This window comes from Streptomyces sp. NPDC086989, from assembly GCF_044745505.1.
Classification (GTDB): Bacteria; Actinomycetota; Actinomycetes; order Streptomycetales; family Streptomycetaceae; genus Streptomyces.
The window spans coordinates 301,438-324,019 of record NZ_JBIVAL010000004.1 but is presented as its reverse complement, the minus strand read 5'-3'; the positions used below and the strand labels follow the sequence as shown (position 1 = coordinate 324,019).

At 72.1% G+C, this 22,582-nt stretch carries 23 protein-coding genes; 7 read left to right on the top strand and 16 right to left on the bottom strand.

Going from position 1 to position 22,582, the window contains the following annotated elements; translation table 11 throughout:
- Positions 1–24 precede the first annotated feature (24 nt).
- From ACIPK4_RS11140 to hisI, 3 genes are read right to left on the bottom strand one after another with little or no spacing between them, the layout of a single operon-like run.
- Entirely contained in the window at positions 25–672 is a 648-nt protein-coding gene (locus ACIPK4_RS11140; RefSeq protein ID WP_402311151.1) for a TIGR02234 family membrane protein, read from the bottom strand.
- Positions 673–694: 22 nt separating this feature from the next.
- Positions 695–2,185: an anthranilate synthase component I gene (locus tag ACIPK4_RS11135; protein WP_402311150.1), complete on the bottom strand. Its 1,491-nt coding sequence runs from the start codon at positions 2,183–2,185 to the stop codon at positions 695–697.
- 19 nt (positions 2,186–2,204) lie between these two features.
- The gene (gene hisI, locus ACIPK4_RS11130; RefSeq protein ID WP_054224493.1) at positions 2,205–2,567 is read right to left on the bottom strand and encodes a phosphoribosyl-AMP cyclohydrolase; all 363 of its coding nucleotides are present in this window, start codon (positions 2,565–2,567) and stop codon (positions 2,205–2,207) included.
- Positions 2,568–2,651: 84 nt separating this feature from the next.
- On the opposite strand from hisI, the gene ACIPK4_RS11125 reads away from it, so the two are divergent.
- Entirely contained in the window at positions 2,652–3,284 is a 633-nt protein-coding gene (locus tag ACIPK4_RS11125; RefSeq protein WP_402311148.1) for a TIGR03085 family metal-binding protein, read from the top strand.
- A gap of 165 nt (positions 3,285–3,449) precedes the next feature.
- Entirely contained in the window at positions 3,450–3,902 is a 453-nt protein-coding gene (locus tag ACIPK4_RS11120) for a hypothetical protein (protein WP_402311146.1), read from the top strand.
- Between the two features lie 75 nt (positions 3,903–3,977).
- On the opposite strand, the gene hisF is transcribed toward ACIPK4_RS11120, so the two are convergent.
- Genes hisF through hisD form a run of 8 tightly spaced genes read right to left on the bottom strand, consistent with a single transcriptional unit; the run spans position 3,978 to position 9,690 of the window.
- Positions 3,978–4,733, bottom strand: coding sequence for an imidazole glycerol phosphate synthase subunit HisF (gene hisF, locus ACIPK4_RS11115; protein WP_402311144.1), 756 nt, complete (start codon positions 4,731–4,733; stop codon positions 3,978–3,980).
- Positions 4,730–5,116 (bottom strand): RidA family protein, encoded by a 387-nt coding sequence (locus ACIPK4_RS11110; protein WP_054224497.1) that lies wholly within the window; start codon positions 5,114–5,116, stop codon positions 4,730–4,732. Before ACIPK4_RS11110 ends, hisF begins: the two co-directional genes overlap by 4 nt.
- A complete protein-coding gene (gene priA / locus ACIPK4_RS11105; RefSeq protein ID WP_054224498.1) occupies positions 5,113–5,844 on the bottom strand; it encodes a bifunctional 1-(5-phosphoribosyl)-5-((5-phosphoribosylamino)methylideneamino)imidazole-4-carboxamide isomerase/phosphoribosylanthranilate isomerase PriA in 732 nt (243 codons plus the stop codon). Before priA ends, ACIPK4_RS11110 begins: the two co-directional genes overlap by 4 nt.
- A complete protein-coding gene (hisH, locus tag ACIPK4_RS11100) occupies positions 5,844–6,494 on the bottom strand; it encodes an imidazole glycerol phosphate synthase subunit HisH (RefSeq protein WP_376198635.1) in 651 nt (216 codons plus the stop codon). Before hisH ends, priA begins: the two co-directional genes overlap by 1 nt.
- On the bottom strand, positions 6,491–6,658 hold the full coding sequence (locus ACIPK4_RS11095) for a hypothetical protein (protein WP_054224500.1): 168 nt from the start codon (positions 6,656–6,658) through the stop codon (positions 6,491–6,493). The genes hisH and ACIPK4_RS11095 overlap by 4 nt, the downstream gene beginning before the upstream one ends.
- Before the next feature lies 1 nt (position 6,659).
- A complete protein-coding gene (hisB, locus tag ACIPK4_RS11090; protein ID WP_402311138.1) occupies positions 6,660–7,253 on the bottom strand; it encodes an imidazoleglycerol-phosphate dehydratase HisB in 594 nt (197 codons plus the stop codon).
- Positions 7,250–8,371: a histidinol-phosphate transaminase gene (locus ACIPK4_RS11085; RefSeq protein WP_402311136.1), complete on the bottom strand. Its 1,122-nt coding sequence runs from the start codon at positions 8,369–8,371 to the stop codon at positions 7,250–7,252. The genes hisB and ACIPK4_RS11085 overlap by 4 nt, the downstream gene beginning before the upstream one ends.
- Positions 8,368–9,690, bottom strand: coding sequence for a histidinol dehydrogenase (gene hisD / locus ACIPK4_RS11080; RefSeq protein WP_054224503.1), 1,323 nt, complete (start codon positions 9,688–9,690; stop codon positions 8,368–8,370). The genes ACIPK4_RS11085 and hisD overlap by 4 nt, the downstream gene beginning before the upstream one ends.
- Before the next feature lie 135 nt (positions 9,691–9,825).
- Between hisD and ACIPK4_RS11075 the strand changes: the two genes are divergently transcribed.
- The 3 genes from ACIPK4_RS11075 (at position 9,826) to ybaK (ending at position 12,819) form a co-directional block, all read left to right on the top strand.
- Positions 9,826–11,427 carry an oxidoreductase gene (locus tag ACIPK4_RS11075; RefSeq protein ID WP_402311133.1) on the top strand — a complete coding sequence of 534 codons (1,602 nt, stop codon included), beginning with the start codon at positions 9,826–9,828 and terminating at the stop codon, positions 11,425–11,427.
- A 62-nt stretch (positions 11,428–11,489) separates the two neighbouring features.
- Complete coding sequence (locus ACIPK4_RS11070) at positions 11,490–12,230, top strand: LON peptidase substrate-binding domain-containing protein (protein ID WP_402311131.1); 741 nt, start codon at positions 11,490–11,492, stop codon at positions 12,228–12,230.
- A gap of 91 nt (positions 12,231–12,321) precedes the next feature.
- Positions 12,322–12,819, top strand: coding sequence for a Cys-tRNA(Pro) deacylase (gene ybaK, locus ACIPK4_RS11065; protein WP_402311128.1), 498 nt, complete (start codon positions 12,322–12,324; stop codon positions 12,817–12,819).
- A 51-nt stretch (positions 12,820–12,870) separates the two neighbouring features.
- Here ybaK and ACIPK4_RS11060 read toward each other — a convergent pair whose 3' ends face one another.
- From ACIPK4_RS11060 to ACIPK4_RS11045, 4 genes are all read right to left on the bottom strand, one after another.
- On the bottom strand, positions 12,871–13,530 hold the full coding sequence (locus ACIPK4_RS11060; protein WP_402311126.1) for a hypothetical protein: 660 nt from the start codon (positions 13,528–13,530) through the stop codon (positions 12,871–12,873).
- A gap of 34 nt (positions 13,531–13,564) precedes the next feature.
- Positions 13,565–14,362, bottom strand: coding sequence for an ABC transporter permease (locus ACIPK4_RS11055; protein WP_376198662.1), 798 nt, complete (start codon positions 14,360–14,362; stop codon positions 13,565–13,567).
- 50 nt (positions 14,363–14,412) lie between these two features.
- A complete protein-coding gene (locus ACIPK4_RS11050; protein WP_402311124.1) occupies positions 14,413–15,411 on the bottom strand; it encodes an ABC transporter ATP-binding protein in 999 nt (332 codons plus the stop codon).
- A 270-nt stretch (positions 15,412–15,681) separates the two neighbouring features.
- A complete protein-coding gene (locus tag ACIPK4_RS11045) occupies positions 15,682–16,977 on the bottom strand; it encodes an NYN domain-containing protein (protein ID WP_402311122.1) in 1,296 nt (431 codons plus the stop codon).
- A gap of 232 nt (positions 16,978–17,209) precedes the next feature.
- Between ACIPK4_RS11045 and ACIPK4_RS11040 the strand changes: the two genes are divergently transcribed.
- Complete coding sequence (locus tag ACIPK4_RS11040) at positions 17,210–17,374, top strand: hypothetical protein (protein ID WP_376198614.1); 165 nt, start codon at positions 17,210–17,212, stop codon at positions 17,372–17,374.
- A gap of 94 nt (positions 17,375–17,468) precedes the next feature.
- Here ACIPK4_RS11040 and dnaE read toward each other — a convergent pair whose 3' ends face one another.
- Positions 17,469–21,011 (bottom strand): DNA polymerase III subunit alpha, encoded by a 3,543-nt coding sequence (gene dnaE, locus ACIPK4_RS11035; protein WP_054224510.1) that lies wholly within the window; start codon positions 21,009–21,011, stop codon positions 17,469–17,471.
- A gap of 170 nt (positions 21,012–21,181) precedes the next feature.
- Here dnaE and ACIPK4_RS11030 point away from each other — a divergent pair, with 170 nt between their 5' ends.
- Positions 21,182–22,507, top strand: coding sequence for a DUF2252 domain-containing protein (locus ACIPK4_RS11030; RefSeq protein WP_402311118.1), 1,326 nt, complete (start codon positions 21,182–21,184; stop codon positions 22,505–22,507).
- Positions 22,508–22,582: the final 75 nt, after the last annotated feature.

The following is a 22,582-nucleotide window of genomic DNA, read 5'->3' as shown; positions in this document are numbered from 1 at the left end:
TCCCGCACCGGGCGCGGTGCCCGGTCAGCGGGTCGGGTCCTCGCCGCGGTCCAGGGCCTTCCACAGGTCCTCGGGCCGGTCGGGGTCCACCACGGCCGCCTTGCGGGGCCTGGGACTGCCGTCCCGCTCGTACCGGCCCCCCATCGCGGGCCAGCTGCGGCCGAACCGCAGGGCCAGCAGACCGGCGACCAGGATCAGGGCCGCACCGGCGGCCGTGACGTAGGGCCAGGCCGTGTGCGTGAGAGCGCCCACCCGGGCCGCGGTGTCCGCCGTCGTACGGGCCGCCTGCGCGTCCAGCGCCTGCCGGTCGTCTGCGGCCAGCACCGCGGCGAGCGCCGCGCCCAGGCCGCTCAGCGCCAGCAGCCCGGAGACCAGCAGCCGGCTCCTGCCGCGTACGGCGAACACGGCCACCAGGGCGGCGAGGCCGACGATGGCCAGGGCCGCCGGAAGTCCGGTGACGGCCCGCCCGTCCGCGGTCAGCGGCAGCGAGCCGCCTCCGACGGCGGCGGTGCCCCGGGCCCAGACACGGCCGGAGGCGAGCAGGACGACGGTGGCACCGAGCGCGCCGAGCAGCAGGGCGACGGCCACGCTGCGGCGGCCGCCGCGGCCTTCAGGGGCGTCCGCTGCGGCAGGGGCGTCGGTGTCGTTTCGGGGTGGGGGTACGGCACTCACACCCCCACTATCCCCTACCGGGTCAGGAGGCGTTCAGCCGGTTGGCCGCTCCCACCGCGCGCAGGACCGCGGCGGCCTTGTTGCGGCACTCGAGGTCCTCCAGCTCGGGCACCGAATCCGCGACGACTCCCGCGCCGGCCTGGACGTACGCCGTGCCGTCGCGCAGCAGCGCGGTGCGGATCGCGATCGCGGTGTCGGAGTCCCCGGCGAAGTCGAGGTAGCCCACGCAGCCGCCGTACAGGCCCCGGCGGGAGGGTTCGAGCTCCTCGATGATCTGCATGGCGCGCGGCTTGGGCGCACCCGAGAGCGTGCCCGCCGGGAAGCAGGCGGTCAGGACGTCGAAGGCGGTGCGGCCCTCGGCGACCCGGCCGGTGACGGTCGAGACGATGTGCATGACGTGCGAGTACCGCTCGATCGACATGAAGTCGACGACCTCCACCGATCCGGGCTCGCAGACCCGGCCCAGGTCGTTGCGGCCCAGGTCGACGAGCATCAGGTGCTCGGCGCGCTCCTTGGGGTCGGCCAGCAGCTCCTCGGCGAGCTCGTGGTCCTCCTGCGGGGTGGCCCCGCGGTGGCGGGTGCCGGCGATCGGGTGGACCATGGCCCGCCCGTCCTCGACCTTGACCAGGGCCTCGGGGCTGGACCCGACGACGTCGAAGCCGTTCTCGAAGCGGAACAGGTACATGTACGGGGACGGGTTGGTGGCCCGCAGCACCCGGTAGACGTCCAGCGCGGAGGCCGCGCAGGGGGTCTCGAAGCGCTGCGAGGGCACCACCTGGAAGGCCTCCCCGGACCGGATCCGCTCCTTGATGTCCTCGACGGCGTCCTGGTACTCCTCCCCGCCCCACAGGGCCGAGAACTCCGGCAGCTCGGAGGCGGGCAGCGGGGTCGGGGTGTACGGGGCGGGCCGTGCCAGGTCGGCCTCCATCGCGTCGAGCCGGGCCACCGCGTCCGCGTACGCCTCGTCCACACCGGTGTCGAGGTCGTTGTGGTTGATGGCGTTGGCGATGAGCTGGACCGTGCCGTCCCAGTGGTCCATGACCGCCAGGTCTGAGGTGAGCAGCATGGTCAGCTCGGGCAGCTGCAGGTCGTCGGCGGTGTGCTCGCCGATCCGCTCCAGGCGGCGCACGATGTCGTAGCCGAGGTAGCCGACCATGCCGCCGGTGAAGGGCGGCATCCCCGTGGCGAGGTCGCGGGGGGTGTGCAGGGCCTCGACGGTGGCGCGCAGGGCGTCCAGCGGGTCACCGTCGGTGGGGACGCCGACGGGCGGGGTCCCGATCCAGTGCGCCTCGCCGTCGCGGACGGTCAGCGTGGAGGCGCTGCGGACACCGACGAAGGAGTACCGGGACCACGAGCGGCCGTTCTCGGCGGACTCCAGCAGGAAGGTGCCCGGGCGTTCGGCGGCCAGCTTCCGGTAGAGCCCGACGGGGGTGTCGCCGTCGGCCAGGAGCTTGCGGCTCACGGGGATGACGCGGCGGTCCGCCGCGAGCTTGCGGAACGTCTCAAGATCCATGGGGAGGGACCCTAACTGCCTATTCGGCCAGCGGAAGGACATCGGCGTCGAAGCACGTACGGGCGCCCGTGTGGCAGGCGGCACCGACCTGGTCGACCTTGACGAGGAGGGTGTCGGCGTCGCAGTCGAGGGCGACGGACTTCACGTGCTGGAAGTGGCCGGACGTGTCCCCCTTCACCCAGTACTCCCGGCGGCTGCGGGACCAGTAGGTGCAGCGGCCGGTGGTCAGGGTGCGGTGCAGGGCTTCGTCGTCCATCCAGCCGAGCATGAGCACCTCACCGGTGTCGTACTGCTGGGCGATGGCCGGGACCAGGCCGTCGGCGGAGCGCTTGAGCCGGGCGGCGATGGCGGGATCGAGGGAGGACGTACTCATGGGGGCCATTGTGCCGCGCCCGGACGGGCCCGATGGATCACCGTCCGCCTGATGGGCGGGCACGGGGCGCGTTCCGGTCGTAGGCTGGCACACATGTCTACCCATGCGAAGCGTGAACGCCTGCTGCTGGCGGACCTGTTGGAGGCGGTGGGGCCGGAGGCGCCGACGCTGTGCGACGGCTGGCGGGCCCGGGAACTGGCGGCGCACGTGGTGGTCCGGGAGCGTCGCCCGGACGCGGCGGGCGGCCTGCTGCTGAACGTCCTGAAGGACCGGCTGGACAAGGCGATGGCCGAGTACGCGGCCAAGCCGTACGAGGAACTGATCCAGCTGATCCGGACCGGCCCGCCGAAGATGTCCCTGTACGCCGTCAAGCAGATCGACGAGGCGGCCAACGCGGTGGAGTTCTACGTCCACGCCGAGGACGTGCGGCGCGCCCAGCCGGACTGGACGCCGCGCCAGCTGGACCCGGTGTTCTCCGACGCCCTGTGGTCCCGGCTGGAGAAGCTGGCCCGGCTGACGGGCCGCCGCTCCCCGGTGGGCCTGGTGCTGCGCCGCCCGAACGGGCAGACGGCGATCGCGCACAAGGGCACCCCGGTGGTGACGGTCACCGGCGAGCCGGGCGAGCTGACGCTGTTCTGCTTCGGCCGCCAGGACGCCGCGGCGGTGGAACTGGACGGCCCGAAGGAGGCCGTCGCCAGGCTGTCGGTGGCCCAGCTCGGCATCTGAGCCGCGGGGCTCCCGGCGGCCGCCGCAGGGCCCCCGGTACCGCCGGGCTGGTGAAAACGAGCACGGCACCCCGGGGGAAAGGTTTCCGCATGGCGCCACCTCCCTACGCTCCGTCACGGATGCCGACCGGTTCGGTGTCGTCACCGTGGAAGGAACGGAACCCCCATGCGTCTTCGCACCACTGCCGCCGCGCTCGCCGGAGCCCTCGCGCTGGTCCTCCCCGCCGGAGCCCAGGCGTTCGCCGACGACGGCAAGGTCCTCGACTACGTCTACGTGGACCAGAACAAGAACGAGAAGAACGCCCAGATCAAGGACGACGGCGCGGACGCGTGCCACGCGCTGCCGTCCGCCGCGTCGAACGTCGTCGAAGCGGTGAACAGGACCGACTCGGAGGCCCTGCTGTTCGAGGACGCCGAGTGCGGGGGCGAGCCGGTCGCCACCCTCCAGCCGGGAGACAAGGCCGGCGACTTCCAGGCCGCCGCGGTGGTCTTCCGCCAGGCCCGCAAGCAGGAGCAGCAGCAGGCGGACCAGCAGGAGCGGCCCGAGCAGCAGCAGGCGGACCGGCAGGAGCGGCCGGAGCAGGAGGACCTCTCCGACTCCTTCGGCGACTTCCGCTAGGAACGCCCGCCGCCCGGCCGGGGGACCCGAGGGCGATCCCCTCGCATCACCCCGGCCGGTGCGGCCCGGCTCCGGTCAGCGGACCGGGTGGCCCGCCCCGCGCAGGGTGTCCTTGACCTGGCCGATCCGCAGGTCGCCGAAGTGGAACACGGAGGCCGCCAGCACCGCGTCGGCGCCGGCCGCGACCGCCGGCGGGAAGTGCTCCAGCCGGCCGGCCCCGCCCGAGGCGATCACCGGGACCGTGACGTGCCCGCGCACGGCCGCGATCATCTCGGTGTCGTAGCCGTCCTTGGTGCCGTCCGCGTCCATCGAGTTCAGCAGGATCTCCCCGGCGCCGAGGTCGGCCGCCCGGTGCGCCCACTCGACGGCGTCGATGCCGGTGCCCCGGCGGCCGCCGTGCGTGGTGACCTCGAAGGAGCCGTCGGCCGTGCGGCGGGCGTCGACGGACAGGACGAGGACCTGCCGCCCGAAGCGCTCCGCGATCTCCCGGATCAGCTCGGGCCGCGCGATGGCGGCGGTGTTCACGCCGACCTTGTCCGCGCCGGCCCGCAGCAGCTTGTCCACGTCGTCGGCGGAGCGCACCCCGCCGCCCACGGTCAGCGGGATGAAGACCTGCTCGGCGGTCCGCCGCACCACGTCGTACGTGGTCTCGCGGTTCCCGGACGACGCGGTGATGTCGAGGAAGGTCAGCTCGTCGGCGCCCTCGGCGTCGTACAGCTTGGCCATCTCCACCGGGTCGCCCGCGTCCCGCAGGTTCTGGAAGTTGACGCCCTTGACGACCCGGCCGTTGTCCACGTCCAGGCAGGGGATCACCCGTACGGCCAGGGTCATCGCGACGCTCCCCGGTAGGCCTCGACCTCCACCTCGACGACCATGCTGGGGTCGACGAAGCCGGAGACGATGATCATGGACGCGGCGGGGCGGACGGCGTCGAAGAGCTCCTTGTGGGCGCGGCCCACCTCTTCGACGTCCCGGGCGTGCGTGAGGTACATCCGGGTGCGGACCACGTGCTCGGGTCCCAGACCGGCCTGCTCCAGCGCCTTGAAGGCCACCCCGAAGGCGGTGACGGTCTGGTCGTACGGGCCGTCGACACCGGCGGCGGTGCAGCCGGAGACCAGCACGAGGCCGTTGTCGAGCTGGACGGCACGGGAGTAGCCGATGACGTCCTCGTACGCGCCGCCGGAGGAAATGCGGCGCACTGCGTCGGAGCTCATGCGGAGACCGCCTTCAGTGCCTCTTCCAGGGTGAACGCCCCGGCGTAGAGGGCCTTTCCGACGATCGCGCCCTCGACGCCCAGCGGCACCAGCGCGGACAGCGCCCGCAGGTCGTCCAGCGAGGAGACGCCGCCGGAGGCGACGACCGGCCGGTCCGTGGCGGCGCAGACGTTCTTCAGCAGCTCCAGGTTGGGGCCGGTCAGCGTGCCGTCCTTGCCGATGTCGGTGACGACGTAGCGGGCGCAGCCCTCGGAGTCCAGGCGCGCGAGGGTCTCGTAGAGGTCCCCGCCCTCGCTGGTCCAGCCGCGGCCCTTGAGGGTGGTGCCGCGGACGTCGAGGCCGATGGCGATCCTGTCGCCGTGCTCGGCGATGGCCTTGGCGGCCCACTCCGGGGTCTCCAGGGCGGCGGTGCCCAGGTTGACGCGGGTGCAGCCGGTGGCCAGGGCCGCGGCGAGCGTGGCGTCGTCGCGGATGCCGCCGGAGAGCTCGACCTTGATGTCCATGGCCCCGGTGATCTCGGCGACCAGGGCGCGGTTGTCACCGGTGCCGAAGGCGGCGTCGAGGTCGACGAGGTGCAGCCACTCGGCTCCGGCGCGCTGCCAGGTGAGGGCCGCCTCCAGCGGGGAACCGTAGGAGGTCTCGCTCCCGGACACCCCGTGCACGAGGCGGACGGCCTGCCCGTCGCGGACGTCGACCGCGGGGAGGAGTTCCAGCTTGTTGACGGGCATCAGAGGGTCTCGATCCAGTTGGTGAGGAGCTGGGCACCGGCGTCGCCGGACTTCTCGGGGTGGAACTGGGTGGCCCACAGGGCGCCGTTCTCGACCGCCGCGACGAAGGGCTCGCCGTGGGTGGCCCAGGTGACCTTGGGGGCGCGGATCACCGGGTTGGTGACCTCCAGGCTCCAGTTCCGCACCGCGTACGAGTGCACGAAGTAGAAGCGGGCGTCGTCGTCCAGGCCCTTGAAGGCCCGGCTGTCGGCCGGGGCGTCGACGGTGTTCCAGCCCATGTGGGGCACGATCGGGGCGCGCAGCGGCTCGACGGTGCCGGGCCACTCGTCGAGGCCCTCCGTCTCCACGCCGTGCTCGATGCCGCGCTCGAAGAGGATCTGCATGCCGACGCAGATGCCCATGACGGGGCGGCCGCCGGAGAGCCTGCGGCCGATGATCCAGTCGCCGCGGACGTCCTTGAGGCCCTGCATGCAGGCCGAGAAGGCGCCGACGCCGGGGACGAGGAGCCCGTCGGCGTCCATCGCCTTGTCGTAGTCGCGGGTGATCTCGACGTCCGCGCCGACGCGCGCGAGGGCGCGCTCGGCGGAGCGTACGTTTCCGAAGCCGTAGTCGAAGACCACGACCGTCTTGGTGGGGCGGACTGCGCTCATTCCCAAATTCCCTGGATTCGCAGGACTCCGGCGGCCAGACACATCGCGGAGCCGAGGGCGAGCAGGATGACGACCGATTTCGGCATCTTCTGCTTCTGGAAGGAGTAGACGCCTCCGGCCAGGAACAGGCCGAAGACGATCAGGATGGTGTTCAGGCCGTTCACGCTAGAGGGCGCCCTTCGTGGAGGGCAGGATGCCGGCCGCGCGCGGGTCGAACTCGGCGGCGTAGCGCAGCGCCCGTGCCAGGGCCTTGAACTGGCACTCCACGATGTGGTGGGCGTTGCGGCCGTACGGGACGTGGATGTGCAGGGCGATCTGCGCCTGCGCGACGAAGGACTCGAAGATGTGCCGGGTCATCGTCGTGTCGTACGCGCCGATCATCGGCGCCATGTTCTCGGGCTCGGTGTGCACGAGGTACGGGCGGCCGGACAGGTCGACGGTCACCTGGGCGAGGGACTCGTCCAGCGGCACGGTGCAGTTGCCGAAGCGGTAGATGCCGACCTTGTCGCCGAGGGCCTGCCTGAAGGCGGCGCCGAGCGCGAGGGCGGTGTCCTCGATGGTGTGGTGGCTGTCGATGTGCAGGTCGCCGTCCGTCTTGACCGTGAGGTCGAAGAGGCCGTGGCGGCCGAGCTGGTCGAGCATGTGGTCGTAGAAGCCCACGCCCGTCGCGACGTCGACCTTGCCGGTGCCGTCGAGGTCTATCTCGACCAGGACCGAGGTCTCCTTCGTGGTCCGTTCGACCCGTCCGATGCGGCTCATGCGTGCTGCTCCTTCTTCAGTGCGCGAACCGCTTCCAGGAACGCGTCGTTCTCGGCCGGGGTGCCGGCGGTGACCCGCAGCCAGCCCGGTACGCCGTTGTCACGGACCAGGACACCCTGGTCGAGGATCTTCTGCCATGCGGTGTGGGAGTCCTCGAACTTCCCGAACTGGATGAAGTTCGCGTCGGACTCGGTGACCTCGTACCCGATCGCGCGCAGTTCGTCGACGAGGCGGTCCCGCTCGGCCTTGAGCTGTTCGACGTAGCCGAGCAGCGTGTCGGTGTGCTCCAGGGCGGCCAGCGCGGTCGCCTGGGTGACGGCCGACAGGTGGTACGGCAGGCGTACGAGCTGGACGGCGTCGACCACGGCCGGGTGTGCGGCCAGGTAGCCCAGGCGCAGTCCGGCGGCGCCGAAGGCCTTGGACATGGTGCGGGAGACCACCAGGTTCGGCCGGCCCTCGATGAGGGGCAGCAGCGAGTCCCGGTGGCTGAACTCGACGTACGCCTCGTCCACGACGACCAGGGAGGGCTTGGCCGCCTGCGCGGCCTCGTAGAGGGCGAGGACGGTCTCCGCCCCGACCGCGGTACCCGTGGGGTTGTTGGGCGAGGTGATGAAGACGACGTCGGGTGCGTTCTCGGCGATGGCCTGCTCGGCCGCCTCCACGTCGATCGTGAAGTCCTCGCGGCGCGGGCCGGAGATCCAGCCGGTGCCGGTGCCGCGCGAGATCAGCGCGTGCATGGAGTACGAGGGCTCGAAGCCGATGGCCGTGCGCCCGGGTCCGCCGAAGGTCTGCAGCAGCTGCTGGATGACCTCGTTGGAGCCGTTGGCGGCCCAGACGTTCTCCAGGGCCACCGGGTGCTTCGCGGTGCGGGTGAGGTAGGCGGCCAGCTGTGTGCGCAGCTCGACCGCGTCCCGGTCGGGGTAGCGGTTGAGGGTGCGGGCCGCCGCGGAGACGCGCTCGGCGATGCGCCGCACCAGGTCCTCGGGCAGCTCGTACGGGTTCTCGTTGGTGTTCAGCTGGACGGGCACGTCCAGCTGCGGGGCGCCGTAGGGGGTCTTGCCGCGCAGTTCGTCCCGGATGGGGAGGTCGTCGATGCCGACCTGGTCGTAGGAGGTCACTGGCCGGGCACCTTCCATCCGAAGCGCGCCTTCAGGGCGGCGCCGTGCGCCGGCAGGTCCTCGGCCTCGGCCAGCGTCACCACGTGGTGGGTGACCTCGGCGAGGGCGTCGCGCGTGTAGTCGACGATGTGGATGCCGCGCAGGAAGGACTGCACGGACAGGCCGGAGGAGTGGCAGGCGCAGCCGCCGGTGGGCAGCACGTGGTTCGACCCGGCGCAGTAGTCGCCGAGGGAGACCGGGGCCCACGGGCCGACGAAGACGGCACCGGCGTTGCGCACGCGGGCGGCCCAGGCGGCGGCGTCGGCGGTCTGGATCTCCAGGTGCTCGGCGCCGTACGCGTCGACGACCTTGAGGCCGTCCTCCAGGCTGTCGACCAGCACGATCGCGGACTGCTTGCCCGCGAGCGCCGGCTTGATCCGGTCCTCGACGTGCTTGGTGGCCGCGACCTGCGGCTCCAGCTCCCGCTCGACGGCGGCCGCGAGGTCCTCGGAGTCCGTGACGAGCACGGCCGCGGCCAGCGGGTCGTGCTCGGCCTGGCTGATCAGGTCGGCGGCGACGTGCACCGGGTCGGCCGTGGAGTCCGCGAGGACCGCGATCTCGGTCGGGCCGGCCTCCGTGTCGATGCCGATCTTCCCGGTGAAGTAGCGCTTGGCGGCGGCGACCCAGATGTTGCCGGGGCCGGTCACCATGTTCACCGGAAGACAGTCCTCCGTGCCGTACGCGAACATCGCGACGGCCACGGCGCCGCCGGCCGCGTACACCTCGTCCACGCCGAGCAGCGCGCACGCGGCGAGGATCGTCGGGTGCGGCAGACCGCCGAACTCCTTCTGCGGCGGGGACGCGAGCGCGATCGACTCGACGCCCGCCTCCTGGGCCGGGACGACGTTCATGACGACGGAGGACGGGTACACCGAGCGGCCACCCGGGGCGTACAGGCCCACGCGCTCGACCGGAACCCACTTCTCCGTCACGGTCCCGCCGGGGACCACCTGGGTGGTGTGCTCGGTGCGGCGCTGGTTGCGGTGGACGATCCGGGCGCGCCGGATGGACTCCTCCAGGGCGGCGCGGACGGCCGGGTCCAGCTCGTCGAGGGCGGCCTTGAGCGCCTCGGCGGGCACCCTGACCTGCTCCAGCGTGACACCGTCGAACTTCTGCGCGTACTCGATGAGCGCCGCCGTGCCACGATGATGGACGTCCTCGCAGATGGGCCGCACCTTGTCCAGGGCGGCTTCCACGTCGAACTCGGCACGGGGCAGCAGATCGCGCAGGGCGCCACCCTCGGGGAGGGCGTCACCGCGCAGGTCGATACGAGAGATCACCTCCCAATTCTCTCAGACCGCCTCACGCCACTGTCCGCCCGTATCACTGGCTGATACAGGTCCCGGATGTCACCGCCGCCCACTAGCGTTCCCCTACACGTAATGTGCGGCGTGTACGAGCGGAGGGGGGCCGCCATGGCGGAGCCACGTGCGGGCGAGCAGCCCGCGGATCTCACCGATCCCGAACGCCGCATGTGGCAGGCGTACCGGACGGGCAGCGTCTGCGACCTCAGCGCCCGGGCGGCCGCCGAGGACGACCCCCACGACAGCGGGCGGGTCTGGGGCGGCGGGCGCAGCGTCCGGGCCCGGGTGGTGGCGCTGCTGCTGCTCCACGGACCGCCGCCGGTGCCGGGGCGCGTCGCCTCGCTGAAACTGCGCGGCGTGCGGATCACGGGGCGCCTGGACCTGTCCGGGGGACTGGTGGAGCCGTACGTCGAACTCCAGTCCTGTCGCTTCGACAGTGAGGTCCAGCTGTCGGAGACCCGCTTCGTCACCCTGCGCCTGGTCAACTGCGCGATACCCCGGCTGGACGCCTCCCGGCTGCACACCGAGGGCGATCTGCACCTGCCGCGCTGCCGGGTGGCCCGCGGGATCCGGCTGACCGACGCGCAGATCGGCACCGACCTGCTGATCAGCCAGGCAGTGGTGCGGCGCGACGACAAGGGCCGGGCCATCGCCGCGGACGGGATGTCGGTGGCGCAGGACTTCCAGGGCGAGCTGCTGGAGACGGACGGGGAGGTGAGCCTGCGCGGCGCGAAGATCGGCGTGTCGATGAACCTGCGCGGGGCCCGGCTGAGCAACCCGCACGGGCGGCGGGCGCTGAACGCCCCGCAGCTGACCGTCGAGCGGACCCTCTACCTGACCTCGATCGCGCTGGACTACGTCCTCGGCGACCTGGGCTCCTCCACTCCCCCGTACGGGCTGGGCCAGACGCCGACCCGCGGGCAGCGGTCCCGGCGCTTCGAGTGCCGGGGCGGGCTGCGCCTGGACGACGGCCGTTTCGGCGACGCCGTCGACTTCTACGGCGCCCGGTTCACGCTGGCCGAGGAGCAGGAGGTCTCGCTGCGCCGCATCCAGACGCCCGAGCTCCGGTTCGTCGGCGAGCGGCCCGAGCGGGGGCGGGTGGTGCTGTCGGGGGCCAAGGTCGTCAAGCTGGTCGACACCTCCACCAGCTGGCCCGGCCCGGGAGGCGTGTCGATCGAGGGGTTCGCGTACGAGACCCTCGCGCCCCGCGGCCATTTCCCGCTGGCGCGCCGGCTGGCCTGGGTGGCGGCCGCCACCCCCGAGTACTCGCCGGAGCCGTACGAGCGGCTGGCCACCGTACTGCGCGCCAGCGGCGAGGACGCCGACGCCCGCGAGGTCCTGCTGGCCAAGCAGCGGCGGCGCCGGGCCACCCTGCCCCTGGCGCTCAAGGCGTGGGGGTACCTCCAGGACTGGACGGTGGCGTACGGGTACCGGCCGGGCCGGGCCGCCCTGTGGATGGCGGTGCTGTGGGCGGCGGGCACCCTGCTCTTCTCCCGGCACGAGCCGCCGCCGATCAAGGCGGACGAGCACCCGGGGTGGAACGCGGCCCTCTACGCGCTGGACCTGCTGCTCCCGGTCATCGATCTCGGCCAGGAGGGCCAGTGGAAGGTGGAGGGCGGCTGGCAGTGGGGTTCGGCGGCGCTGGTCCTGCTGGGCTGGATCCTCGCGACGACGGTCGCGGCGGGAGCCTCGCGCCTGCTGCGGAGAGGATGACCGGGAGGACCGGGAACAACTGAGGTGACAGGCCCTGGGCCCCGGCCACTACCCTGTCCGTCGTGACCTCCGTTCGCCTGCCCCTCTTCCCGCTCAACTCGGTGCTGTTCCCGGGACTCGTCCTCCCGCTGAACGTCTTCGAGGAGCGATATCGCGCCATGATGCGGGAACTGCTGAAGACGGGCGAGGACGAGCCGCGCCGCTTCGCGGTCGTCGCGATCCGCGACGGCCGGGAGGTCGCGCCGACCGCGCCGGGCCTGCCGGACCAGACGGCGCTGCCCGAGCGGGGCCCGACGGCCGGGTTCGGCCCGGATCCCGTCCAGGCCTTCCACCGGGTGGGCTGCATCGCGGACGCGGCGACGATCCGGGAGCGGGAGGACGGCAGTTTCGAGGTCCTCGCCACCGGGACGGCCCGCGTCCGGCTGCTGTCGGTGGACACCACGGGCCCGTACCTGGTCGCCGAGCTGGAGGAACTCCCGGAGGACGCGGGGGACGGCGCGGGCGCACTGGCGGAGGGTGTCCTGCGGGCCTTCCGGAACTACCAGAAGCGGCTGGCCGGAGCCCGTGAGCGGTCCCTGAGCTCGGGCGCGGACCTGCCGGACGAGCCGTCGGTGGTCTCGTACCTCGTGGCGGCGGCGGCCGTACTGGACATCCCGGCCAAGCAGCGGCTGCTCCAGGCGCCGGACACCGCGACGCGGCTCGCGGAGGAGCTGAAACTGCTGCGCTCGGAGACGGCGGTCATCCGCCACCTCCCGTCGCTGCCGGCGGTGGACCTGACGCGCGCGCCGACGAGCCCGAACTGACGGCAAGAGACCCACGGCAAAAGACCCACGGCAAGAGACCCACAGACCGACCGCAACAGACCGACCGCGGGACACTGACGGCGAAGGACCGATGGCGAAGAAGAAGAGCCAGGCCCCGGCGGGCACTCCGGCGATCGCGGCCCTGACCTCTGCGGGGGCGGAGTTCACGGTGCACGCGTACGAGCACGACCCGGCGCACCCCTCGTACGGCGAGGAGGCGGCCCAGGCCATGGGGGTCTCCCCCGACCGGGTCTTCAAGACGCTGGTCGCGGAGGTGGACGGCGTGCTGACGGTGGCGGTGGTCCCGGTGTCGGGCAGCCTGGATCTGAAGGCGCTGGCGACCGCGGTCTCCGGGAAGCGGGCGTCGATGGCGGACCCGGCGCTCGCGGAGCGCACGACCGGCTACGTACGGGGCGGCATCTCCCCGCTGGGCCAGCGCAAGCGGCTGCGGACGGTGGTGGACGAGTCGGCGACGGCGCACGCCACGATCTGCGTCTCGGCGGGCCGCCGGGGCCTGGAGGTGGAGCTTGCGCCCACCACCCTGACGACACTGACGGACGCCGCCCTGGCCCCCATCGGCCGCCCGTAGCAGCCGCCCGGGGCCCGGCGGGCGGTCAGCCCCGCGGGGGCTGCGGTGCGGTCAGCCCCGCGGGGGCTGCGGTGCGGACGGGTCCGGCGGGGTCGAGTGGACGTGGGCCGGGGGGTAGGCCCCCTGCCCGGCCGGGTCGGCGTACGGATCCGGGTCGTGCGGGGTCCACAGCGCCGTCAGCCCGAGGTGGACGGCCACGGCGACCATCGGCCAGACGAGCAGCACCCCCCGCGCCAGCAACTGCAGCGGCGCATCGAACGGCACGCCCTTCCCGGCCTTCAGAGCGGCCGCGGCCACGTCCGACGACGGCCCCAGCCACAGTCCCAGCCGCCATCCCACGAGGGCGGCGAAGCCGGATCCGATGGCCAGCCCGATGACCAGCGGGACGCCGCCCCGGCGCCGCCACAGGAAGACGAGCACGGCGCTGAGCACGCCGAATCCCACCGACAGCAGGAAGAACGCGCCGTCGGTCCCTATCCGGGCCTCGCTCTCGGTGTTGCGCAGGAACACCGCCTCACCGTTCGAGACGTACTGCGTCTTCGGCGCCAGCCAGGCCCACAGCAGTCCGAGCAGCACCCCGGCCGCTCCGGTCACCAGGGCCACGGCGGCCCCGTCGCGGACGTCCCCCGCGGTGATGCCTGCGGAGCCCTCCGGCTTCGCGGACGGCTGCGGCGGTTCGTGCGGGGACGGCGTGGTCACGGCTTCGGTCACCCCCACATCGTGCCAGGTGCCCGGCGCGTCGGCGTCAGCGGACCGCCGCCCGACGGTACGCCCACGTCGCGACGGCCAGGGAGAGCACCCCGACGGCCCCGCACACGCCGAGGTCCAGCCCGACCGCCGTCCAGTCGGGGTGCGGGGCGAAGGTCCGCGCGAAGGCCTCCACCCCGTACGTCGAGGGCAGCAGGTCCCGCGCCCACACGATCACGTCCGGCATCCGCTCCGGCGGCAGCACCCCCAGCAGCAGCGCCGCCGACATGCCGAGCTGCCCGGCCAGTGTGGCGAGCTCCTGCCGCGGGGCCAGCAGCCCGAGTGCGGCGCCGAGCCCGGCCAGCGCGGCGCCGGCGAGCGGCACCACCGCGGCCAGGATCCACAGTCCGCTCATCGGCAGCCCGAACAGCACGCACCCGAAGACGGCGGTGACCAGCGTCCCGGGCAGGGTGAAGGAGGCGTACGCGGCGGCGGCGCCCAGCACCACCGAGGCGGGCGGCACGGGCAGCGTGGCGTAGTGATCCAGCCCGCCGCCGGCCCGCAGCTGCCCGAAGTACTGCGCGAGCAGGTTCAGCGCGACGAAGGCGACGACCAGCACCGAGGACCCGGCGACGACGGCCCGCGCCTCGGAACCCCCGTCCACCACGCCCCGCATCAGGATCATGATCCCGACGGACTGGAAGGTGGCGACGAACAGCAGCGGGATCCGCGACACCCGGGCCCGGGACAGCTGGGCCCGGTACACGGCGGCGAGCGCCGGGAAGAGCCGGGCCCGCGGCGCGAGGGGAGCGGCCGGGCGGGACACGGGGCTGCTCGGCGCGGCCGTCCCCGGCATCGGCCCGGGGGCCTGCGCCACGGCCGCCACGGCGCCCGGAGTGCGGTCGCTCACGACTTCACCAGCCCTTTCGTCTTGCCGCCGAGGGCGAGGTACACGTCCTCCAGGCTGGGGGTCGCCAGGGTGAAGTCGTCGAGGGCCGCGAAGGCCGGCCCGCCGGTGACCGCGGCCACCGCGGCGCGCGCCTCGTCCGGCGCCAGGCGCAGCACCCAGCGGCGCCCCGAGACGACGGCGTCCGCTCGCAGCCGTGCGACTTCGGGCACGTCCGGCGGAGCGCCCTCGCGCCACACCAGCTCCAGCCGGACCTCGCCGGAGACCCGCGCCTTCAGCCCGGCCGGGGAGTCGCAGGCGATGACCCGGCCCTGGTCGATGACGGCGACCCGGTCCAGGACGGTCTCGGCCTCGATGACGTTGTGCGTGACCAGCAGGACGGTCGCCCCGTGCCGGGAGCGCCGCCGGTCCACGGCCGCCCACACGGCCCGCCGGGCCACGGGGTCCATGCCGGTGGTGGGCTCGTCGAGGACCAGGACCGGCCGCTCTCCGACCAGCGCGGCGGCGAAGCAGGCCAGTCGCCGCTGCCCGCCCGAAAGCTTCTTCAGGGGCCGCCCCGCGATCGCGGTCAGCCCGAGTTCCTCCAGTACGGCGTCCCGCTCGGCCCGCGCCGTCCGGGCGTCCAGTCCGCGCAGCCGGCCCGTGGTCTCGGCGGCCAGCGCCACCGTGAGCTCGTCGAGGGCGGTGGACTCCTGCCCCAGGTATGCGAGCAGCCGGGCGGCCCGCTCGGGGTGGCGCACGAGGTCGTGGCCGAGCAGGCTCACGGCGCCGGAGTCGGGCCGCATCAGGCCGGTGAGCTGGCGGACCAGGGTGGACTTGCCGGCGCCGTTGGGGCCGAGCAGGCCGAAGATCTCGCCGCGCCGGACGTCCAGGCTGATGCCGTCGGTGGCCCGGGTCTCGGGCAGGGCGGGAGCCCCGCGCCGGCCCCGTACCGCGGGATAGGTCTTGACCAGGTCACGCACCGCGCAGACCACGTCCGCCGCCGCGTCTGCGGCCACTGCCGTGCTCGGTTGTGCTGATGCTGTGCCCGTACTCACGAGGGAGCAGCCTACGCGGCTTTCGCCCGGCCCCCGCCGGGAGGTGCCCCCCGGCCCCTAGGCCCGGTCGTCAAACTGCCGTCTGCCCCGCGAGGCCTGGCACGCGCTCTCGCCGCACCGGGCGAAAGCCAAGTACGTCCAGTACGCGGTCTTCCGCCCGGCGCGCCGAGAGCACGCACCAGACGCCGCGGGGCCGCCCTCCGGGCGACGACGGGAGTTTGACGACAGGGCCTAGTCTGCCGTCGGCGGCATCGGGGTGGCGGGCACGGCGGAGGGCGGGCCGGGGACGTGCTCGGCGGCGGCGCGGACGTCGATCTCCCGCCAGAACCCGGCGCGGATGGCGTAGCGGTCGTGCTCGTCGATCTGGTCGTCCTTGTGCGCGAGCAGCCCGAACCGGGCGGCGTAGCGCAGCAGCTCCCCGTCGATGCGGTGCGGGATCCGCGGGTACATCGTGGCGAGTTTCTGGAGGTGGACGGTCTCCGGGAGGCGTTCCATCCAGCGCCGGGCGAACACCTGGCCGACTTCGAAGGGGTCGCCGCCGACGGTGGTGATGTCCTCCTCGCGGTCGGCCCAGCGCTGCTCGGCGCTGGTGAGCTGGGCGAGGGTGGGCAGCGAGGCGGTCTCGGCGGGTTCGCCGAGGGGGCCCGCCCGGTCGATCCAGCCCTTGTCGGAGGACCAGCGCAGGGCGCTGCCGGCCGGGGGCTGCGGGCTGCCGTGGCCGCCGGTGGGGCCGGGCTGCTGGCCGGGGGCGCGCAGGGAGCCGGCGAGGTCCTTGGGCGTGGGGACGGTCTTGCCGCCGGCCGCGGGGGCGGGCACGGGTGCTCCGCCGGCCTCGGGCGCGGCGTCGGTGGGTGCGCCGGATCCGTTGCCGCCGGCGCTGCGGGCGGCTTCGGCGAGGGCGGCCTCGGGCAGCGGGGCGGAGAGGATCGCCGCGATCTCGGGGCGGGGCGCGGGCGGCGGGGCGCACAGCCCGGCGAGGTCCCGGGCGCGGACGGCCCGGGTGATCCACGCCCGGTCCAGGACGCGGCGCTCGTCCGCCTCGGCGACGAGGTCCTCGGACTGGTTGTAGTCGCCGTCGGCGGCCTGGACGGCCCACAGGTGGACGGCGACGCCGTGTTCCTTGGCGGACATCAGGCCGGGCAGCAGGTCCCCGTCGCCGGTGACGAGCACGACGTCGGAGCAGGCGCGGTTGCGGGCCAGTTCGGTCAGCTCGGCGTGCATGGCGGCGTCGACGCCCTTCTGTGCCCAGCGGCCGTCGCTGCGGGTGAGGGCGCCGAGACGGACGGTGACGCGGGGCATGACGCGCAGCCGCCGGTGCTCGGGCTGGGGCACCCGGTCGGGTGCGCCGTCGAACCAGTAGATGCGCAGCAGGGGCTGCTCGGTGTCGGCTTCGGCGCGCTCGCGCAGGCCCTGGATGAGGGCGGCATGGTCGACGGTGATGCGGGAGCGAGAGGGCTCCCCTGCGAGAAGGCTGGCGGCGGCGCCCAGCAGATAGCCGGCGTCCACCAGGACGACGCAGCGGTCCACGCGTACCACCCTCTTCCCTGGGGATCCTCTGTGTGTGTGTCGCGGGTGCCCCGAGTCTGCCCGACCGCAAGGGTGTTGACGGCCGGAACTCGATCATCGGCGTGGCGGATCCGGCGTTCGCCGCCCCCGGTACTCCCGGCCACGCGCAGTAAAGATCCAAAATGCGCGGTTTGCGGTGCCGTGTGAGGGTGAAGGCGGTCCTGGCCCCTAGACCCTCACGGAGGCTTCCACCATGGCCAAGAACAAGAACCGCCAGCACGAACAGAAGCAGCAGGCCCGCTCGTCGACGCAGGGTCCGACGAAGGGCTCGGAGTCGGTGTCCGAGCCCTCGGGCAGCTCCCCGAGTCCGATGGACATGGCTCGCAAGGGCAAGCAGAAGAAGTTCGGCCACAACTGACGCCTCCGCGAGCACCACGCACGAGGGCGCGCCCAGAGCTCTGGGCGCGCCCTTCTTCACGTGCGGCGGCGTACGGGGGCCCGTACGACCGGCGTCATCCGGCCAGGCAGGACGGGCCGAGGAGCACCTTGAGGTCGCCGAACAGGGCCGGGTCGGGCTGCACCCGGTGCCGGTCGAGGCGCAGGACGGTGGTGGTGCGCGGGCCCTGGAGCTTGATCCGGACCTCGGTGTTGCCCTTGTGGTGCCGCAGGATCTCGCCCAGCCGGGTGACCATCGGAGGAGTGACCTTGACCGTCGGGATGGTGAGGACGACGGGTGCGTTGGTCCCGGCCGAGGAGAGGTCGGGGACCATCATCTCCATGGCGACCAGGCGGGGGACGTCCTCGCGCTTGTCGAGGCGGCCCTTGACGAAGACGACGGTGTCCTCGACCAGCTGGGTGGAGACGAGCTGGTAGGTCGCGGGGAAGAACATGCACTCGATGGATCCGGCGAGGTCCTCGACGGTGGCGATGGCCCAGGCGTTGCCCTGCTTGGTCATCTTGCGCTGGAGGCCCGAGATGATGCCGCCGATGGTGACGACGGCGCCGTCGGAGTGCTCGCCGCCGGTCAGCTGGGAGATGCCGGCGTCCGTCTTGTCGGAGAGGACGTGCTCCAGGCCGAAGAGCGGGTGGTCGGAGACGTACAGGCCGAGCATCTCGCGCTCCTGGGCGAGCAGGTAGGACTTCTCCCACTCCACGTCCGAGAACTCGACGTCGAGCCCGAAACCGGGCTCGTCGCCCGCGCCCTCGTCACCCATTCCGCCGAAGAGGTCGAACTGTCCCTCGGCTTCCTTGCGCTTGACCGCGACCACGTTGTCGATCATCGACTCGTGGTGGGCGACCAGGCCCTTGCGGGTGTGGCCCATCTCGTCGAAGGCTCCGGCCTTGATCAGCGACTCGACGGTGCGCTTGTTGCAGACGACGGCCTCGACCTTGTCCAGGAAGTCGGGGAAGGAGGAGAACTTCCCCTTGGCCTTCCTGGTCTTGATGATCGACTCGACGACGTTCTGGCCGACGTTGCGGACGGCGGTGAGGCCGAAGAGGATCACGTCGTCGCCCTGGGCCGCGAAGTTCGGCTCGGACTCGTTGACGTTCGGCGGGAGCACCTTGATGCCCATGCGCCGGCACTCGTTGAGGTAGATCGCGGACTTGTCCTTGTCGTCCTTGACCGAGGTGAGCAGGCCGGCCATGTACTCGGCCGGGTAGTTCGCCTTGAGGTAGGCGGTCCAGTACGAGACCAGGCCGTACGCGGCGGAGTGGGCCTTGTTGAAGGCGTAGCCGGCGAAGGGGACCAGGACGTCCCACAGGGCCTGGATGGCCTGGTCGGTGTACCCGTTCTTGCGGGCGCCCTCCTGGAAGATGGTGAAGTTCTTCGCCAGCTCCTCGGGCTTCTTCTTGCCCATCACGCGGCGCAGGATGTCGGCCTCGCCGAGGGAGTACCCGGCGATGATCTGGGCGGCCTTCTGCACCTGCTCCTGGTACACGATCAGGCCGTAGGTGACCGCGAGCACCTCTTCGAGGGGCTTCTCCAGATCCGGGTGGATCGGGGTGATCTCCTGCTGCTTGTTCTTGCGCAGGGCGTAGTTCGTGTGCGAGTTCATGCCCATCGGGCCCGGCCGGTACAGGGCCGAGACGGCGGAGATGTCCTCGAAGTTGTCGGGCTTCATCAGGCGCAGCAGGGAGCGCATGGGCCCGCCGTCGAACTGGAACACGCCGAGGGTGTCACCGCGGCCGAGCAGTTCGAAGGTCTTGGGGTCGTCGAGCGGGAGGGCCAGGAGGTCGATGTCGATCCCCTTGTTGGCCTTCACCATCTTGACGGCGTCGTCCATGATCGTGAGGTTGCGCAGGCCGAGGAAGTCCATCTTCAGCAGGCCGAGCGACTCGCAGCTCGGGTAGTCCCACTGGGTGATGGTGACGCCGTCGGTGTGCCGCACCCAGACGGGTACGTGGTCGGTGATCGTCTCGCTGGACATGATCACGCCGGCGGCGTGCACGCCCATCTGGCGGACCAGGCCCTCCACACCGCGGGCGGTGTCGATGACCTTCTTCACGTCCGGCTCGTTCTCGTACATCGAGCGGATCTCGCCCGCTTCGCTGTAGCGGGGGTGGTTCGGGTCGAGGATGCCGGAGAGCGGGATGCCCTTGCCGAGGACGTCCGCGGGCATGGCCTTGGTGAGCCGGTCGCCCATGGCGTAGGGGTAGCCCAGCACGCGGGCCGAGTCCTTGATCGCGTTCTTGGCCTTGATGGTGCCGTACGTGCCGATCATGGCGACCTTGTCGGCGCCGTACTTCTCGGTCACGTACCGGATCACCTCGACGCGCCTGCGCTCGTCGAAGTCGATGTCGACGTCGGGCATGGAGACGCGCTCGGGGTTCAGGAAGCGCTCGAAGATCAGACCGTGGGTGAGCGGGTCGAGGTCGGTGATGCCCATGGCGTACGCGACGATCGAGCCGGCCGCGGAGCCTCGGCCGGGGCCCACCGCGATGCCCTGGTTCTTGGCCCACATGATGAAGTCGGCGACCACGAGGAAGTAGCCGGGGAAGCCCATCGAGATGATCGTGTCCATCTCGTACTCGGCCTGCCTCATCCGGTCCTCCGGGATGCCCCCGGGGTAGCGGCGGTGCATGCCGCGCATGGTCTCCTCGCGGAACCAGCTGACCTCGGTGTGGCCCTCCGGGATGTCGAACTTCGGCATCAGGTTCCGGAACGTGAACATGCCCTCGGTGTCGATCTGGTCCGCGACCAGCTTCGTGTTGGCGCAGCCCTCCTGCCAGGCGTCCGAGGAGTCGATCGCGTACATCTCGTCGGTCGACTTCAGGTAGTAGCCGGTGCCGTCGAAGCGGAAGCGGTCCGGATCCGAGAGGTTCTTGCCCGTCTGGATGCACAGCAGGGCGTCGTGCGCGCCGGCCTCGTGCGCGTAGGTGTAGTGCGAGTCGTTCGTGACCAGCGGCGGGATGCCGAGCTTCTTGCCGATCTCCAGCAGGCCGTCGCGGACCCGGCGCTCGATCTCGATGCCGTGGTCCATCAGCTCCAGGAAGTAGCGGTCCTTGCCGAAGATGTCCTGGTATTCGGAGGCCGACTTCAAGGCCTCGTCGAACTGGCCGAGACGAAGGCGCGTCTGGAGCTCGCCGGAGGGGCAGCCGGTGGAGGCGATCAGGCCCTCGGACCACTGGCTGATGGTCTCCTTGTCCATGCGCGGCCACTTGGTGAGCCAGCCCTCCTTGTAGGCGTCGGAGGACAGCCGGAAGAGGTTGTGCAGGCCGGTGGCGTTCGCCGCCCAGATCGTCTTGTGGGTGTAGCCACCGGAACCGGAGACGTCGTCGCGCTTCTGGTGCGGCTGGCCCCACTGGATGCGCCGCTTGTTGCGCCGGGACTCGGGAGCCACGTACGCCTCGATGCCGATGATCGGCGTGACCCCGGCCTTCTGGGCGGAATGGAAGAAGTCGTACGCGCCGTGCAGGTTGCCGTGGTCGGACATGGCGATGTGCGTCATGCCCATCTCGTTGCACGCGTTGAACATGTCCTTCAGCCGCGCGGCACCGTCCAGCAGCGAGTACTGGGTGTGGACGTGCAGGTGCGTGAACGGCGGCTTGGTCACGGCGGGTGGCTCCTGACGGTGGGGGCGGCGGCAGCTATGAATCCTACGTCCCGGGAATGACAGATCCGGGGCACGGACGGGTACGGTCGGGCGTTGCAGAACCGGGACGGCCCACGCGACGTCCCGTCGGTCAGAACCTGTACCAGCACGTGCACCAGGAGGCACCCGCCATGGCGGTCCCCGAGACGACGAACGAGCAGCGCGCCGAGCAGATACTCGACGTGTTCGACACCGCATTCGGTGAGCTGCTCGCCGCCGACCCCGCGGCCTTCCAGGTCAAATTCCGCAAGATGGCGGCCTCGGCCTTCGCCTTCTACCGCGGAACGGCCTGCCTCTTCTACGCCGACCTGGAGCGCGACCGCCACGGCGGCCCCTACCTGGACGAGCGGACCGGCCGGGTGTGGATCCACGGCGATCTGCACGCCGAGAACTTCGGCACCTACATGGACGCCAACGGCCGCCTGATCTTCAACGTGAACGACTTCGACGAGGCGTACGTCGGCCCCTTCACCTGGGACCTGAAGCGGTTCGCCGCCTCCGTCGCCCTGATCGGCTACACCAAGGCGCTCAGCGACGAGCAGATCAGCACCCTGGTGCGGACGTACGCCGCCGCCTACCGGGAGCGGATCCACCGCCTGGCCACCGGCGCCAAGCACGAGGAGGTGCCCTCCTTCACCCTGGACACCGCCGAGGGCCCGCTGCTGACGGCCCTGCGCTCGGCCCGCTTCCGCACCCGCTTCTCCCTGCTGGACTCGATGACCGAGATCCGGGACTACGAGCGCCGCTTCACCTCCGGCGGGGGCTCGATCGAGCTGGACGCGGCCACCCGCTACAAGGTCCTCGCCGCCTTCGACGGGTACCTGGAGACCCTGCCCGACGAGTCCCTGGTCCGGCCCGACTCCTACCGGGTCAAGGACGTGGTGGGCCGCCGCGGCGTCGGGATCGGCTCGGCCGGGCTGCCCTCGTACAACATCCTGCTGGAGGGGCACAGCGACGCCCTGGAGAACGACGTCGTGATCTACCTCAAGCAGGCGCAGACCCCCGCGGTGTCCCGGCACATCACCGACCGGGCCGTGCGGGACTACTTCCGGCACGAGGGGCACCGCACGGTGATCTCCCAGCGCGCCCTGCAGGCACACGCCGACCCGTGGCTGGGCTGGACCGAGCTGGACGGGTCCGGGCAGCTGGTGGCCGAGGTCTCCCCGTACGCGGTGGACCTGGACTGGTCGGACCTGGACGACCCGGAGGAGATCGCGGCCGTGGTCGCGGACCTGGGCCGGGCGACGGCGACGATGCACGCCGCGGCCGACGAGGCCGAGAGCGGGCACTCGTTGGTCCCGTTCTCCACCGAGCGGGCCATCGACGCGGCGATCGCCGCCGACGAGGAGGGCTTCGCGGAGCTGCTGGTCGACTTCGCGCACGCGTACGGGGCCCGGGCGCGCGCCGACCACCAGATCTTCGTGGACCTGTTCCGCAACGGCCGCATCATGCACTGAGCGGCACCGGGCGCCGCCGCGGGTTTTCGGCCGCCGGCCCCCGGCCCGCACCGGTCCGGGGACCCGTTTTCACAG